This window comes from Ruegeria sp. CDSB114, assembly GCF_059611025.1.
In genome coordinates, this window is record NZ_JBXWOT010000004.1 from 23,556 (window position 1) to 37,534 (window position 13,979).

Here is a 13,979-nt window from a genome sequence, read left to right on the forward strand (position 1 = left end):
CTTCCCCAATGCCCGGGCTGCCGGGGAATCAAGGGCGATCTTGCCCCAAGGAGAGTCGGTGACACGCATCGCCGGCCAGACAAAGCAAAACGCTAAAGAAGGAACTAGAAAATGCGTCACGCACGTGGTTACCGCCGCCTGAACCGTACTCATGAGCACCGCAAGGCTCTGTTTGCGAACATGGCTGGCTCGCTCATCGAACATGAGCAGATCAAAACAACTCTGCCCAAGGCAAAAGAACTGCGCCCGATCGTTGAAAAACTGATCACTCTGGGCAAGCGCGGCGACCTGCACGCCCGTCGTCAGGCCGCATCGCAGCTGAAAGAAGACAAAGACGTCGCAAAGCTGTTTGAAATCCTGGGCCCCCGTTACGCCGAGCGTCAGGGCGGTTATGTCCGGATCCTGAAAGCAGGCTTCCGCTATGGCGACATGGCCCCGATGGCGATAATCGAATTCGTTGACCGCGATCTGGACGCCAAAGGCGCTGCAGACAAAGCGCGTACCGCCGCCGAAGAGGCCGCAGACGAAGAATAAGAAAGCCTGGCTTTCATGTGAAAACCCCCGTGTCTCGGACGCGGGGGTTTTTCTTATGGAGCCAGTCGCAAGTCCGCTCTGCTCTTGGTATGTGTCAGCTTTAGTCAGGGCCCGAGAAGCGTTTGCAAATGTCTGGTTGCTGCTTCGGCGCGCCTTGCCAATGTTCCCGGATCGGGCTTTTCTGTGCGCCCGATCGCGCGCTGGATCTGAAGATCACCAATCAACAATCCCAAATACAAATCAACCACGTCCGAAATATCGTCGCTGCTGATTAGCTCTCCATTGGTTCTGGCAGCTTCAAACAGCTGTGCCAGGAGAGGGGAAATCGTTTCCCGACCCGCCTCTGACAAGGCTTTACCTAGTTGGCCGGTTGCGTCAGCTGCGGCCGCGCGATTCAGAGAAACTGCCTTCTCGCCCAATATGATATCCAGCAATACCGGCCCAAAGGCGTCGAGTGTTTCGATCGAGGCTTCACGCTGTGCAAGCGCGTTTTCAAGCAACGTTTTTGCTTCCGCAGCGTTTCGTGACACCATGGTGCGGAACAAGCCAAGCTTATCGCCATACCAGTTGTAGAGCGTTTCGTTTGAGCAGCGGGCACGTTTGGCGATGCTCAGCATCGAAGTTCCCGCGAAACCTTTTTCTGCGAGCAGTTCATAAGCCGCTGTTTCGATCTGTTCCTGCCGGGCAGTGCGTAGGTGATCTTTCAATCTGGCCTCCTGAATGGTGTTGACACTAAGCCGTACATTGGGTTACGGCTTAACGCAACCGTACACTTTGTTACGGAAAAAGGAGGCGAATTTGATTTATGAGAAAGATCGGGCGGCCAATGCTGCTTTGTTGACACTTATCGTTTTGCAGATCGTTATGCTGAGCGCTCTCTATGCCGGAGTACCGCCACATCCGCCCACAGCTACACCACTGTTTGGGATCGCGCCTTTTATTGGAGCCGCACTCAGCGCAGCCTGCGCTGCGATCCTCCTTGGCGCCACGGAAACAAAGGCCGGTATATGCCTGACACTTTTAGCAGCACTTCTTGCTTCGGTTTCCTTCGGACCGCAAAAGTACACAGACGCGCAGTTTCCCCTGATCTGGCCCGCAGTACTCGTAGGGCAGGGGGCCATACTTACGCTTGTCGTTTTGGCATACCGATCGGTTCGCTTGAAACCGAGACAGCTCAGCTAATACCTAACCGTCTGACTATGAACGTCGTAGTCAGGCGGTCGGACATGTCAAATGTGGCGGGACTGGCTTAATCTTGTCAGGGTGGTGATGACTGAAGTCTGGCAGAAACTCCAATACCGCGCTTGCAAACACAGACATCGCGCCGCATATCCAAAACAGTCCAAAAATTTTCGGGAACTATGATGCTTCGCGCCACGGCCTTCGCTTTATCGCTTTTGTCTGCCTCTGCCGCGGCGGAAACCAGGGTGCCACGTTCTCAGGCCGAAATCAGCCTAGGGTTTGCGCCGGTGGTGAAACAGGCCGCGCCAGCTGTGGTGAATATCTACGCCAAGATCGTGCGCGAAGGGCGCTCGAATTCACTGTTCTCTGACCCGTTCTTTCAGGATTTCTTTGGCGGCGGCTTTGGCGAACCGCGACCGCGCGTTCAGAATTCGCTGGGGTCGGGTGTGATCCTGACGGATGACGGTTATGTGGTCTCTAACTATCATGTTGTTGGTTCAGCGACAGAAATACGGGTCGTCACGACGGACCGGCGCGAGTTTTCGGCCGAGGTGGTTCTGGGCGATCAGGAAAGCGACATCGCCATTCTGCGTCTGAAAGATGCCGAGGCGTTGCCTTCGATCGACATGCGGGATTCCGATTTGGTTGAGGTGGGTGAATTGGCTCTGGCCATCGGCAACCCGTTCGGCGTCGGGCAGACGGTATCATCGGGCATTATCTCGGGGCTGGCGCGGACCGGTACGGCGACGGGCAATGCGCGGGGCTATTTCATTCAGACGGACGCGGCGATCAATCCCGGCAATTCGGGCGGGGCGCTGATCGATGTAAACGGTGATCTGATTGGCATCAACACCTCGATCCTGACACGTTCTGGCGGATCGAACGGGATCGGCTTTGCCATCCCTGCCAATCTGGTTGCCGAATTCCTGCGGCAAGCGCAGGCCGGCAATGACAGTTTTGTCAGCCCCTGGGCCGGAATGGCAGGGCAGCACATGAGTGCGGATATCGCTGAGTCTCTGGGCTTGGTCATCCCGCAGGGTGTGGTGATTTCGGATCTCCATGCGCTCAGCCCGTTGGCCGAGGCAGGGTTGCAGGTTGGGGACGTCGTGACCCATGTCGACGGGGATGAGGTGAACTCGCCGGCAGAGATGAAATTCCGCATGTCAGTGGCCGGTGTGGGCGGCACGTCGGTGGTGACGCGACTGCGCGGTGAGGATCGAGCTGAACTTGAGGTCGCTTTGGTCAAAGCGCCCGAGGTTCCGGCAGCGGAAGTGACAACGCTGAACGATGAAACCGTGATGCCAGGCCTGACCGTGTCGCGGATCAACCCTGCTGTTATCGCGCGGCTGGGGCTTTTGCTGTCGCAGACGGGGGTGGTTGTGGTCGACGCCGGCCGCTATGGCGGTCGGTCCGGGCTGCGTCCGGGCGATGTGGTCGATGGGATAAACGGCGCGCGGGTCGAGCGACCTGCTGATGTCGTGAAGGCGCTGACCGATCCGGGGCGTCGGATCAATCTGGATATCCTCAGGGGCGGGCGGCCGGTTTCCTTGCGGTTCAGGCTGTGACCGGATGAGTGACCTTTTCGATACCGGGTCACCTGACCCTGCGCCACCTGTACATCGCCCGCTGGCCGACAGATTGCGCCCGCAAACGCTGGCCGAGGTGATCGGGCAGGAACAGGTGTTGGGCCCGGATGCGCCTTTGGGCGTGATGCTGGCCTCGGGCAGTCTGTCGAGCCTGATATTCTGGGGGCCGCCCGGTGTCGGCAAGACCACGATCGCGCGGCTTTTGGCGCAAGAGACGGACCTGCATTTTGTGCAGATCAGTGCCATCTTTACTGGTGTACCCGACCTGAAGAAAGTGTTCGAAGCTGCGAAGATCCGGCGTCAGAACGGGCAGGGGACGTTGCTGTTCGTTGACGAAATCCATCGCTTCAACAAGGCGCAGCAGGACGGGTTTCTGCCGCATATGGAGGATGGCACGATCCTCCTGGTCGGTGCGACCACGGAAAATCCATCGTTCGAGTTGAACGCCGCTGTGCTCAGTCGGGCACAAGTGCTGGTGCTGGAACGGCTCAGCCTGGCTGATCTTGAGCGTCTGACGCAGCGCGCTGAACAGGAATTGGACCGCGGGTTGCCGTTGGCCCCTGCGGCCCGTGATGCGCTGCAGGAAATGGCCGATGGTGACGGACGAGCGCTGTTGAACCTGATCGAACAGGTGGCCGCGTGGAAAGTGGATGGCCCGCTAGACACTGACGCTTTGTCGACCCGGCTCATGCGCCGTGCTGCGAAATACGACAAGTCGGGGGATGAGCATTACAACCTGATCTCGGCCCTGCATAAATCGGTGCGGGGGTCCGACCCCGATGCCGCCCTGTACTGGTTCGCGCGAATGCTGACGGGAGGCGAGGACCCAAGGTATCTGGCACGCCGGATCACGCGAATGGCGGTCGAGGACATTGGTCTGGCTGATCCGCAGGCTCAGGCGATCTGTCTGCAGTCCTGGGAAACCTATGAGCGGCTGGGCAGTCCCGAAGGCGAGTTGGCTTTGGCGCAGGCGCTGGTCTATCTGGCTCTGGCTCCGAAATCGAACGGAGCCTATGTGGGCTACAAGGCCGCGATGCGTCTGGCCAAGCAATCAGGTAGTGAGCCGCCGCCCAAACATATTCTGAATGCACCGACCTCTTTGATGAAAGATCAGGGCTATGGTGCGGGCTATGCTTATGATCACGATGCCGAGGATGGGTTTTCTGGGCAGAACTACTTTCCCGAGTCCATATCGCGCTCTGTTCTGTATCAACCTGTCGAGCGTGGGTTTGAACGTGAGCTGAAGAAACGGCTGGACTACTTTGCCAAGCTGCGCTCGCAACGGAAACCAGACTAGCACCGGCTTGACTCTTTGGCCGATGCGCGCGACAGACGCGCATGTTTTCTGGGACAATGTTTACAGCGTGGTCCGGGCGGGTCTGCCGCGCGGCGCAAGGGGCAATGGCATGAGTGGCGTGCAGATGATTACGGTTGCGGATGGGGATGGCGATCAGCGGGTGGACCGCTGGCTGCGGCGTCTGTTTCCGCATGTCAGCCAGGGGCGCATCGAGAAAATGTGCCGCAAGGGCGAACTGCGTGTGGATGGCGGACGGGCCAAGGCCTCGACCCGGCTTGAGGTCGGCCAGGTTGTACGCGTGCCACCTCTGCCGGATGCGGACCACAAACCGGTCGAGGTGAAACCGCGGATCACAGATGCGGATGCCAAGATGATGCAGGCTTGCGTGATTTATCGTGATGATCACGTGATCGCGCTGAACAAACCGCAAGGCTTGCCGGTGCAAGGCGGCAGCGGCCAGACCCGGCATGTGGACGGCCTGTCCGAGGCGCTGCGCTTTGGATATGACGAAAACCCCCGATTGGTGCACCGACTGGACAAGGATACCTCGGGCGTGCTGTTGCTGGCCCGCACACGCGAGGCCGCCAAAGCACTGACCGCCGCTTTCCGTCACCGGGACACGCGCAAGATATATTGGGCTCTGGTCGCTGGGGTGCCGACCCCTTATCTGGGCGAGATCAAGACCGGTTTGGTCAAGGCCCCGGGCCATGGCAGCCAGGGCGAGGGCGAAAAGATGATCCCTGTCCATCTGAACGAAATCAACGACTCGCCAGGCGCGAAGCGGGCCCATACACTTTACGCTACGCTATACCGAGTGGCCGGACGCGCCGCCTGGGTCGCGATGGAGCCGATCACCGGTCGCACCCATCAGTTGCGTGCGCATATGGCAGCGATTGGGCACCCAATCATCGGGGATGGAAAATACGGCGGTTCGGGTCAAGAGAACCTTGGCGATGGCTGGGGTGCGCAGTTGGGCGGTGTGATCAGCAAAAAGCTGCACCTGCATGCGCGGCAGGCTTCGTTTCAGCACCCGGTGACGCGTAAGAAGATCACGGTTACCGCACCCTTGCCTGATCATATGAAACACAGTTGGGACACATTCGGATGGGCCGAAGACCTGGCTGCGGATGATCCGTTCGAGTCTCTGCAATGAGCAGACCCTTGCGTCTGGTACTATTTGATGTGGACGGAACCCTGGTTGATAGCCAGGGCAGCATCGTTGCGGCCATGACCGCCAGCTTTGATGCCTTGTCTCTGCCGGTACCGGATAGGGCGGGGATCTTGTCCATAGTCGGATTATCTCTGCCACAAGCCATGGCACAGTTGGTGCCCGAGTGTTCTGCTGTGGATCAGGGGCGGTTGGTAGAGGGCTATAAACAGGCCTATCACGCACATCGGCTGGAACAGGGAATGGCCAGTTCGCCGCTCTACCCCGGAGCCCGTGAGGTTATCGAGGCACTGCATGCAATCCCCGAGATGTTGCTGGGCGTGGCGACAGGCAAATCGCAACGTGGTCTGGAGGCTTTGATCGAAGGTCACGGTCTGCAAGGCTATTTCGTGACCCGGCAGGTCGCAGATCACCACCCGTCAAAACCGCATCCTTCGATGATCGACACGGCACGGGCCGAAACCGGCGTCGATGCGGTTGATACGGTCATGATCGGGGATACCCGATTCGACATGGATATGGCCGCCGCCGCCGGTGTCACGGGAATTGGCGTCACCTGGGGGTATCACGAACGGCCTGCCCTGGCCGCTGCCTCTCGTATTATCGAAACGTTTGACCAGTTGCCGGGCGCACTGGACGATATCTGGACCTGAAGACATGAGTGACTGGAAACCGAAACGATTTTGGACTGCATGTCAGGTGGTCGAGGCCGATGGCGGATTTACGGTCGAACTGGACGGTCGTCGGGTCAAAACACCTGCGCGGGCCGGACTGATCCTGCCGACCTTGCCGATGGCTCAGGCCGTTGCGGCCGAATGGGACGCGCTGGAAGAACAGGTTGACCCAGGGACGATGCCCTACACGCGTTCGGCCAATGCAGCCATCGACAAGGTACAGATTCAGCACGCCGAAGTTGCAGACATGCTGGCCGATTATGGCGATTCGGATTTGCTGTGCTATCGCGCCGCCCACCCGCAAGAGTTGCAGCAGCGGCAAGCTGAGCAGTGGGACCCGGTGTTGGACTGGGCCGCGGAAGCCATGTCGGTTCGCCTGCAGCCCGTCACAGGTATCCTGCATCAGCCGCAAGACGTGGCGGCGCTGGATCAGTTGCGCCGGCGAGTGCATGATTTCAACAACTTCCAACTGGCTGCCTTCCACGATCTGGTCAGCCTTTCGGGCTCGTTGATCCTTGGGTTTGCGGCCACTTCCGATTGGTGTGATGCGCAAGAGATCTGGCGGATTTCGCGGTTGGACGAGCTGTGGCAAATCGAGCAATGGGGCCATGACGACGAGGCGCATGAAGCAGCCGAAGTCAAACGTTCTGCCTTTTTACACGCTAAACGCTTCTACGACGTCTCTGATTGATCTTAGATTTCTGAATTTTTACCGCTCTGATGGACATCTGTGAGTTGATCCATCGTTTTCCCTGATCCGACCCTTGACGTTTGTTTATGAATGCGACCAAACTCGTGCGCACTAAAGGGGAGACACCTTTGGGGAAACCTTTCTGGTACCTGAGGTGCCGGATAGAACCGTCCCTGAACGGGATGGACAATCAGGAAGAGGTAAAAATGAAAAAATCCGTAATCTTGGGCGCGGCCACAGTTGCCGGTCTGGCCGCAGGCGCAGCCATGGCGGGAACCGTGGACGACGTCAAGGCGCGCGGTAAGCTGAACTGCGGTGTGACCACCGGTCTGGTCGGCTTTGCCGCGCCCGACGCAAATGGTGAATGGCAGGGCTTTGACGTTTCGTTGTGCCGCGCCGTTGCCGCTGCGGTTCTGGGTGACGCAAGCGCCGTTGAATTCGTTCCGACCACAGGTAAGACACGCTTTACTGCGCTTGCTTCGGGCGAAATCGACATGCTGGCCCGGAACACCACCTGGACTTTCAGCCGCGACGTAGACCTGAAGTTCGAATTCGTCGGTGTAAACTATTACGACGGTCAGGGCTTTATGGTTCCCAAAGCGCTGGGCGTAAGCTCGGCTAAGGAACTGGACGGCGCGACTGTCTGCATCCAGACCGGCACCACCACCGAGCTGAACTTGGCGGATTTCTTCCGCTCGAACAACATCAGCTACGAGCCGGTTCCGATCGAAACCAACGCAGAAGCGCAGCAGCAGTATCTGGCTGGCGCATGTGACGTCTATACCACCGACGCATCTGGCCTGGCCGCAACTCGCGCCACGTTCGAAAACCCCGGTGATCACATCCTGCTGCCCGAAATCATCTCGAAAGAGCCGCTGGGCCCGCTGGTCCGTCATGGCGACCACGAGTGGGGCGACGTTGTTCGCTGGACACTGAACGCACTGGTTTCGGCTGAAGAGCTGGGTGTGACCTCGGCGAACATCGACGAGATGTCTGCTGGCACCGACAACCCCGAAGTGAACCGTCTGCTGGGCAGCGAAGGCACTCTGGGTGAGATGCTGGGTCTGGACGCACAGTGGGCAATGCGCGCCATCAAGGCGGGTGGTAACTATGGTGAGGTCTTTGCCAAGAACATCGGTGAAGAAACCCCAATCGGTCTGGCACGCGGCCTGAACGGTCAGTGGACCGATGGCGGCCTGCTGTACTCGCCGCCGTTCCGCTAATATCCATTGAAGAGGGCGCAGTTCATCCTGCGCCCTTTTTCAATCCATAAGAAACAGTCCCGGTTAGATTGAACAGAGATCAACTCTGTCTGCGAATAACGGGATGACACGGGGATATACATAGGTCATGTCGACTCTCACTGACCCGCCAAAGGAGCAGTTCCGGCTGTCCATGCTCCTTTACGATACGCGGTACCGATCTGCGACCATCCAGGTCATTGCAATGATCGGTTTCATGCTTTTGGCAGCCTGGATCATTTCCAACACCATTCAGAACCTCGAAGCACTTGGTAAACCCGTAGAATTCGGGTTCTTCGGCGAACCTGCAAGTTACGATATCAACCAACGCCTGCTGGAATACGATTCTCGAGACAGCCACTTGCGTGCTGGGCTTATCGGATTGCTAAACACACTTGTTGTTGCAGTTCTCGGCTGTATCACGGCGACGATTATCGGTGTTTTCGTTGGTGTATTACGGCTTTCAAACAACTGGTTGATAGCGCGGATCATGACTGTTTATGTCGAGATGTTCCGTAACGTGCCTGTGCTGCTTTGGATCGTTCTGGCTATGGCCATTCTGATCGAAGGTTTACCGGCACCCAATGCATTCCGAGGCGAAACCCCGACGGCCACGATGGATTTTTTCAACTCTGTCGCCGTCACCAATCGCGGTGTCTATATCCCAGAGCTCCTGTTTTCACGCAGTCTTGGCGATATCCACTTGTTTGGTGCGTCCAGCTTACGCTTCGACATTTCATTGGATCTGGTCGCCTTTCTGGTCGTTTTGGCGGGCAGCATTTTTGTGATGCGCAAAGTATCCGCTAATGCCGCTGCAAAACAGGAAGCAACTGGTGATCGCCCAACCATCTGGCACATTCAGTTGGGTATTCTGTTTGTGCCGATGTTGATCCTGCTGACTGCGTTGGGATTCCATTTGGGATACCCGGAACTGAAAGGGTTCAACTTCAAAGGCGGCACCCATTTGCGGAACTCGCTTATCGCATTGTGGTTGGCCCTGTCCCTTTACACTGCAGCTTTCATCGCTGAGATCGTGCGGGCCGGAATTCTCGCCATTTCCAAGGGGCAGACCGAGGCCGCCGCCGCGCTGGGTATACGCCCGAGCCGGATTATGCGTCTGGTGATCCTGCCGCAAGCGTTGCGCGTGATCATCCCGCCAATGATCTCGAACTACCTGAACCTGACCAAGAACTCGTCTCTGGCGATTGCGGTGGGATATATGGATATCACAGGTACCCTGGGTGGCATCACCATGAACCAAACCGGCCGCGAGCTGGAATGCGTTCTACTGCTGATGCTGGTCTATCTGTGCATCTCGCTGAGCATCTCGGCAGTGATGAACTGGTACAACAATAGTGTCAAATTGGTGGAGCGGTAATATGAGTGATGTTTCATTTGTCCGCGCGGAAATGTTGCCGGAGAAAGCGCCACCAGCGTCCGAAGTGGGAATAGTAGGTTGGGTTAAGCACAATCTGTTTTCTGGTTGGTTCAATTCGATCCTGACTTTGGTTTCGCTCTATGCAATCTACTATGTGTTGTCGGGCGTTCTGCCATGGACGTTCCAATCCGTCTGGAATGCCAATTCACTGACTGAGTGCCGTGAGATCATGATGGCAACCTGGGGAGACACCCATGGTCATGCTTGCTGGGCTGTCATCAATGATCGCTGGCTGCAGCTGTTGTTCGGATTCTACCCGAGCCATCTGTACTGGCGGCCGATTCTGGCGCTTGTTCTGTTGCTGGTTGCTCTGGCACCAGTGCTGTATTCGGACCGTGTTCCGAGCAAGTTGCTGATCTTTAGCGCGATCTACCCCTTCCTGATGCCTTGGTTGATGTGGGGTGGTACCATCTGGGGGCCATTGTCGGCGGCACTTGGATTTGTTGCCGGCTGGGCCGTCTACACCGTCGTCAGCAAGCAACAAAGCGAATTGCTCGGGATGATCGGTGGTGCAGTGGCTGCGTTGATCTGGTGGCTGTTTCTATCGAGCTACTTCGTTGGTGCCCTGGATTCGATCCTGCCGATCGGTATCGAAGCCGTGCAAAGTCGTCAGTTCGGTGGTTTCATGCTGGCGATCCTGCTGGGTGTTGTGGCCATCGGTGTCTCGCTGCCGATCGGTATCGTGTTGGCGCTGGGCCGTCAGTCGGACCTTCTTATCGTCAAATACATGTGTGTGGGCTTTATCGAGTTCATTCGCGGCGTACCGCTGATCACGCTACTGTTCGTGGCCTCGCTGCTGTTGAACCTGTTCCTGCCACCAGGCACCAATTTTGACATCATCCTGCGGGTGATGATCATGATGACCCTGTTCTCAGCCGCCTATATGGCCGAAGTGATCCGGGGTGGCCTGGCTGCATTGCCACGCGGTCAGTACGAGGGCGCCGACAGTTTGGGCCTGAACTACTGGCAGGCACAGCGACTGATCATCATGCCACAAGCCCTGAAAATCTCAATTCCGGGCATCGTGAGCACATTCATCGGGATCTTCAAGGATACGGTTCTGGTGTCGATCATCGGACTGTTCGACGTGCTTGGCCTAGCCAACGCGATCCGCGCTGATACCGCTTGGAACGGCATCTACTGGGAACTGTTCGCTTTTATCGGCGCGCTGTTCTTCGTCGTCTGCTTCTCCATGTCCCGTTATTCCATGTATCTGGAGCGCAAGCTTCAGACTGGCCATCGTTAAGGAGTTCAACACATGTCTGAACTTGCAATAGACCGCGAAATCGACCGATCCAAGATGCAGGTGAGCGACGAGGTCGCCATCGAAATCAACAACATGAACAAGTGGTATGGGTCTTTCCATGTGCTGCGCGACATCAATTTGACCGTCAATCAGGGCGAGAGGATTGTTATCGCGGGGCCGTCAGGGTCGGGTAAGTCCACCCTGATCCGCTGTCTGAACGCGCTGGAGGAACACCAGCAAGGCACGATCATGGTGGATGGGACGGAACTGTCGAATGACCTGAAAAACATCGACAAGATCCGGTCCGAGGTCGGGATGGTGTTCCAGCACTTCAACCTCTTCCCGCATCTAACCATTCTGGAAAACTGTACGCTGGCCCCGATCTGGGTGCGCAAGACGCCCAGGAAAGAGGCTGAAGAGCGTGCGATGCACTTCCTAGAGAAGGTGAAAATCCCAGAACAGGCCGACAAGTATCCTGGCCAGCTTTCGGGTGGTCAGCAGCAGCGTGTTGCGATTGCCCGTTCGCTCTGCATGATGCCGCGGATCATGTTGTTCGACGAACCTACATCGGCGCTGGACCCTGAGATGATCAAAGAGGTGCTCGACACTATGATCGAGCTGGCCGAAGAAGGCATGACCATGCTTTGTGTGACCCACGAGATGGGTTTTGCCCGTCAGGTCGCCAACCGCGTGATCTTTATGGATGCCGGTCAGATTGTGGAACAAAACGAACCAGAAGAGTTCTTCAACAACCCACAAAGCGAGCGGACCAAGCTGTTCCTGAGCCAGATTTTGGGTCACTGATCCCGATCGGAAGAACCATGAAAGGCGGGGTTTTTGCCCCGCCTTTTTTATTCCGGCAACTCGCGTGGAATGACGAACCCCAAGACATCCCCACTGTGCCACCGAAGCGCGGCCCAGGAGTTGATCTCGAACTGTATGACTGTTGTTGCGCAGGTCGGGTAGTCATCGAAACGGCCGTGATCTGGCGCCTGCCGCACAAGCTGTCTGGCGAATTCAGAGATCCCGGGGTTGTGGCCCAGCATCAGCACGGTTTGGCCAGAAGCCTGCGACAGGGCCCGCATCATGAGATCGGAACCGGCCAGATACAGCGAACGTTCGAACTGGATCAGATCAGCCTGCAGCCCCATTCGATCCCACGTCTCGCGGGTTCTGAGGGCGGTAGAGCTGAGCACCTCATTCGGTAGCCAGCCATTCCTGAGTAGCCAGCCGGACACAGCAGGTGCGGAGCAGCGTCCACGTTTGTTCAGTGGCCGATCATGATCGCTGAGCGTCTGCTCATCCCAACTGGATTTGGCATGGCGGGTCAGGATCAGGGTGCGAGTCATGACGGGTGAAAAGACCTCATGTGGTGGGCGGATTGTTCTGGGTCCCGCCCGGCCCCGGGGCTGAGAGGGCAGGCCAGGCGCGCAAGGCAGCCACCGGTCATGCAGGTTTGGCCCTGCTCTGTGCTCAGATGCCCGTGGCAGGCCTCAACGTCATAGAAGCTGTGGGTGTTCAGGGCCCCGACTGGGCAGGTCTGAGCGCAAGGGGCATCGCATGTAACACAGGGCGATGAATTATGGGCACCGGCAATCTCGAATTCCTGATCAAAATGCAGCGCGCCGCGATACGAGATCATCATACCGACCGTGTCATGCACCAAGGCGCCAACAGGGCTGCTGAATGTACGCCCCGATTTCAGCGCCCAGTCGATAAACGGCACATAGGGTGGGCCACCGAATGGGAAATAGGCTCGGGCCCCCAAATTCCGCGCCATCTGATTGACGGCGCGGTGCGACCACCGGTCAACAGGGTCGGGACCTTGCCATTCGGGGGCTGATTTCAAAACAGGCCAGAACGTGGGCCCTGCACCTAGCAGGATCAGAGTGCCGCTGTCCAATTGCTTGGCATTAGCGCGCCCAGGATGCAACGCACCCATCACGATAAGCCCAACCTCAGCTGCCGCGCTGTCGACACGTTGATAAATGTTCGGAGAAGGTGCGGTTTGTTCTGTCATGTCACCTCCGTCGCTGTCGATCAATCGGGTCGGATCAGCGACCCAGCTCCGTGTTCGGTGAACAGTTCCAGTAGCACCGCATTGGGCGCGCGCCCATCCAGAATGACTACGGCCCGTACCCCACTATGTAGTGCGTCCAGCGCCGTTTCGGTCTTGGGGATCATTCCGCCTGCGATGGTCCCGTCCAGGGTCATCTCGCGGATCTGACCGGCTTTTAGCTCGGTCACGACCTCTCCGGCAGCGTTCTTGACGCCTGATACGTCGGTCAGCAACAGCAGACGGTCTGCCTTCAAGGCCGAGGCGATGGCACCGGCGGCGGTGTCACCGTTGACGTTGAACGTCTCACCCTCGCGCCCGGCGCCCAGTGGCGCAATTACCGGGATCACGTCATGCGTAAACAGATCGTGCAGGATTTCGGGTTTCATCTCGGAAGGAGAGCCAACAAACCCCAGCGAGGCATCGGTTTGATCACAGATCATCAGGTTGGCGTCCTTGCCCGACAGGCCAACCGCAGTCCCTCCCTGTCCGTTGATGGCCTGAACAATGCGTTTGTTCACGAGGCCCGAGAGCACCATCTCGACCACTTCGACAGTCGCCTTGTCCGTCACACGCTTACCGTTCACGAAATCGGATTGGATATCGAGCTTGTCCAACATCGCGTTGATCATGGGACCGCCGCCATGTACCACAACCGGGTTGATGCCCACCTGGCGCATCAGAACCACGTCACGGGCAAAGCTTTCCATCGCTTCATCGCTGCCCATGGCGTGTCCGCCCAGCTTGATGACGACAATGGCCCCGTCATAGCGCTGCAGATAGGGCAGTGCGCTGTTCAATGTGGCGGCGGTGGCGATCCAATCCCGGTTCATATCTCTTGTCTTCATGGCTAAGGTCCCTCTGGC

15 protein-coding genes are annotated in these 13,979 nt (G+C 57.7%); 11 read left to right on the forward strand and 4 right to left on the reverse strand.

Translation table 11 applies throughout. From position 1 onward, the window contains the following. Nucleotides 1-111 precede the first annotated feature (111 nt). Complete coding sequence (gene rplQ / locus AC2FIP_RS11530; RefSeq protein WP_142639761.1) at nucleotides 112-534, forward strand: 50S ribosomal protein L17; 423 nt, start codon at nucleotides 112-114, stop codon at nucleotides 532-534. Nucleotides 535-638: 104 nt separating this feature from the next. Here the strand turns inward: rplQ and AC2FIP_RS11535 are convergent, their stop codons facing one another. Beyond that, nucleotides 639-1,241 carry a TetR/AcrR family transcriptional regulator gene (locus tag AC2FIP_RS11535; protein ID WP_496694392.1) on the reverse strand — a complete coding sequence of 201 codons (603 nt, stop codon included), beginning with the start codon at nucleotides 1,239-1,241 and terminating at the stop codon, nucleotides 639-641. Nucleotides 1,242-1,332: 91 nt separating this feature from the next. On the opposite strand from AC2FIP_RS11535, the gene AC2FIP_RS11540 reads away from it, so the two are divergent. The 10 genes from AC2FIP_RS11540 (at nucleotide 1,333) to AC2FIP_RS11585 (ending at nucleotide 11,861) form a co-directional block, all read left to right on the forward strand. Then, entirely contained in the window at nucleotides 1,333-1,716 is a 384-nt protein-coding gene (locus tag AC2FIP_RS11540; protein WP_496691905.1) for a hypothetical protein, read from the forward strand. A 182-nt stretch (nucleotides 1,717-1,898) separates the two neighbouring features. Further along, nucleotides 1,899-3,281: a trypsin-like peptidase domain-containing protein gene (locus tag AC2FIP_RS11545; RefSeq protein WP_281973751.1), complete on the forward strand. Its 1,383-nt coding sequence runs from the start codon at nucleotides 1,899-1,901 to the stop codon at nucleotides 3,279-3,281. Between the two features lie 4 nt (nucleotides 3,282-3,285). Next, nucleotides 3,286-4,599: a replication-associated recombination protein A gene (locus AC2FIP_RS11550; protein ID WP_496749419.1), complete on the forward strand. Its 1,314-nt coding sequence runs from the start codon at nucleotides 3,286-3,288 to the stop codon at nucleotides 4,597-4,599. Nucleotides 4,600-4,708: 109 nt separating this feature from the next. Continuing rightward, the gene (locus AC2FIP_RS11555; RefSeq protein WP_496786467.1) at nucleotides 4,709-5,752 is read left to right on the forward strand and encodes an RluA family pseudouridine synthase; all 1,044 of its coding nucleotides are present in this window, start codon (nucleotides 4,709-4,711) and stop codon (nucleotides 5,750-5,752) included. Further along, nucleotides 5,749-6,420 (forward strand): HAD-IA family hydrolase, encoded by a 672-nt coding sequence (locus AC2FIP_RS11560; protein ID WP_496786469.1) that lies wholly within the window; start codon nucleotides 5,749-5,751, stop codon nucleotides 6,418-6,420. Before AC2FIP_RS11555 ends, AC2FIP_RS11560 begins: the two co-directional genes overlap by 4 nt. 4 nt (nucleotides 6,421-6,424) lie before the next feature. Then, nucleotides 6,425-7,132 (forward strand): ATP12 family chaperone protein, encoded by a 708-nt coding sequence (locus AC2FIP_RS11565; protein ID WP_496786470.1) that lies wholly within the window; start codon nucleotides 6,425-6,427, stop codon nucleotides 7,130-7,132. 206 nt (nucleotides 7,133-7,338) lie between these two features. Beyond that, nucleotides 7,339-8,355 carry an amino acid ABC transporter substrate-binding protein gene (locus tag AC2FIP_RS11570; protein WP_142639749.1) on the forward strand — a complete coding sequence of 339 codons (1,017 nt, stop codon included), beginning with the start codon at nucleotides 7,339-7,341 and terminating at the stop codon, nucleotides 8,353-8,355. A 127-nt stretch (nucleotides 8,356-8,482) separates the two neighbouring features. Next, the gene (locus AC2FIP_RS11575; RefSeq protein ID WP_496691910.1) at nucleotides 8,483-9,751 is read left to right on the forward strand and encodes an amino acid ABC transporter permease; all 1,269 of its coding nucleotides are present in this window, start codon (nucleotides 8,483-8,485) and stop codon (nucleotides 9,749-9,751) included. Nucleotide 9,752: 1 nt separating this feature from the next. Then, complete coding sequence (locus tag AC2FIP_RS11580) at nucleotides 9,753-11,057, forward strand: amino acid ABC transporter permease (RefSeq protein ID WP_496749416.1); 1,305 nt, start codon at nucleotides 9,753-9,755, stop codon at nucleotides 11,055-11,057. A 12-nt stretch (nucleotides 11,058-11,069) separates the two neighbouring features. Continuing rightward, entirely contained in the window at nucleotides 11,070-11,861 is a 792-nt protein-coding gene (locus AC2FIP_RS11585) for an amino acid ABC transporter ATP-binding protein (protein ID WP_142639743.1), read from the forward strand. A gap of 47 nt (nucleotides 11,862-11,908) precedes the next feature. Here AC2FIP_RS11585 and AC2FIP_RS11590 read toward each other — a convergent pair whose 3' ends face one another. The 3 genes from AC2FIP_RS11590 to argB are packed head-to-tail and all read right to left on the reverse strand — an operon-like array spanning nucleotide 11,909 to nucleotide 13,961. Next, entirely contained in the window at nucleotides 11,909-12,406 is a 498-nt protein-coding gene (locus tag AC2FIP_RS11590; RefSeq protein ID WP_496786471.1) for a SixA phosphatase family protein, read from the reverse strand. Next, complete coding sequence (locus AC2FIP_RS11595; RefSeq protein WP_496786473.1) at nucleotides 12,403-13,077, reverse strand: ferredoxin; 675 nt, start codon at nucleotides 13,075-13,077, stop codon at nucleotides 12,403-12,405. The genes AC2FIP_RS11590 and AC2FIP_RS11595 overlap by 4 nt, the downstream gene beginning before the upstream one ends. 20 nt (nucleotides 13,078-13,097) lie before the next feature. Beyond that, entirely contained in the window at nucleotides 13,098-13,961 is an 864-nt protein-coding gene (gene argB, locus AC2FIP_RS11600) for an acetylglutamate kinase (protein ID WP_142639737.1), read from the reverse strand. Nucleotides 13,962-13,979 lie beyond the last annotated feature (18 nt).

Excerpts from the sequence above, each read along its gene's own strand:
- rplQ (WP_142639761.1), top strand. The coding sequence starts at position 112 with ATGCGTCACGCACGTGGTTACCGCCGCCTGAACCGTACTCATGAGCAC.
- AC2FIP_RS11545 (WP_281973751.1), top strand. The coding sequence starts at position 1,899 with ATGCTTCGCGCCACGGCCTTCGCTTTATCGCTTTTGTCTGCCTCTGCC.
- AC2FIP_RS11550 (WP_496749419.1), top strand. The coding sequence starts at position 3,286 with ATGAGTGACCTTTTCGATACCGGGTCACCTGACCCTGCGCCACCTGTA.
- AC2FIP_RS11555 (WP_496786467.1), top strand. The coding sequence starts at position 4,709 with ATGAGTGGCGTGCAGATGATTACGGTTGCGGATGGGGATGGCGATCAG.
- AC2FIP_RS11560 (WP_496786469.1), top strand. The coding sequence starts at position 5,749 with ATGAGCAGACCCTTGCGTCTGGTACTATTTGATGTGGACGGAACCCTG.
- AC2FIP_RS11565 (WP_496786470.1), top strand. The coding sequence starts at position 6,425 with ATGAGTGACTGGAAACCGAAACGATTTTGGACTGCATGTCAGGTGGTC.
- AC2FIP_RS11570 (WP_142639749.1), top strand. The coding sequence starts at position 7,339 with ATGAAAAAATCCGTAATCTTGGGCGCGGCCACAGTTGCCGGTCTGGCC.
- AC2FIP_RS11575 (WP_496691910.1), top strand. The coding sequence starts at position 8,483 with ATGTCGACTCTCACTGACCCGCCAAAGGAGCAGTTCCGGCTGTCCATG.
- AC2FIP_RS11580 (WP_496749416.1), top strand. The coding sequence starts at position 9,753 with ATGAGTGATGTTTCATTTGTCCGCGCGGAAATGTTGCCGGAGAAAGCG.
- AC2FIP_RS11585 (WP_142639743.1), top strand. The coding sequence starts at position 11,070 with ATGTCTGAACTTGCAATAGACCGCGAAATCGACCGATCCAAGATGCAG.
- AC2FIP_RS11590 (WP_496786471.1), bottom strand. The coding sequence starts at position 12,406 with ATGACTCGCACCCTGATCCTGACCCGCCATGCCAAATCCAGTTGGGAT.
- AC2FIP_RS11595 (WP_496786473.1), bottom strand. The coding sequence starts at position 13,077 with ATGACAGAACAAACCGCACCTTCTCCGAACATTTATCAACGTGTCGAC.
- argB (WP_142639737.1), bottom strand. The coding sequence starts at position 13,961 with ATGAAGACAAGAGATATGAACCGGGATTGGATCGCCACCGCCGCCACA.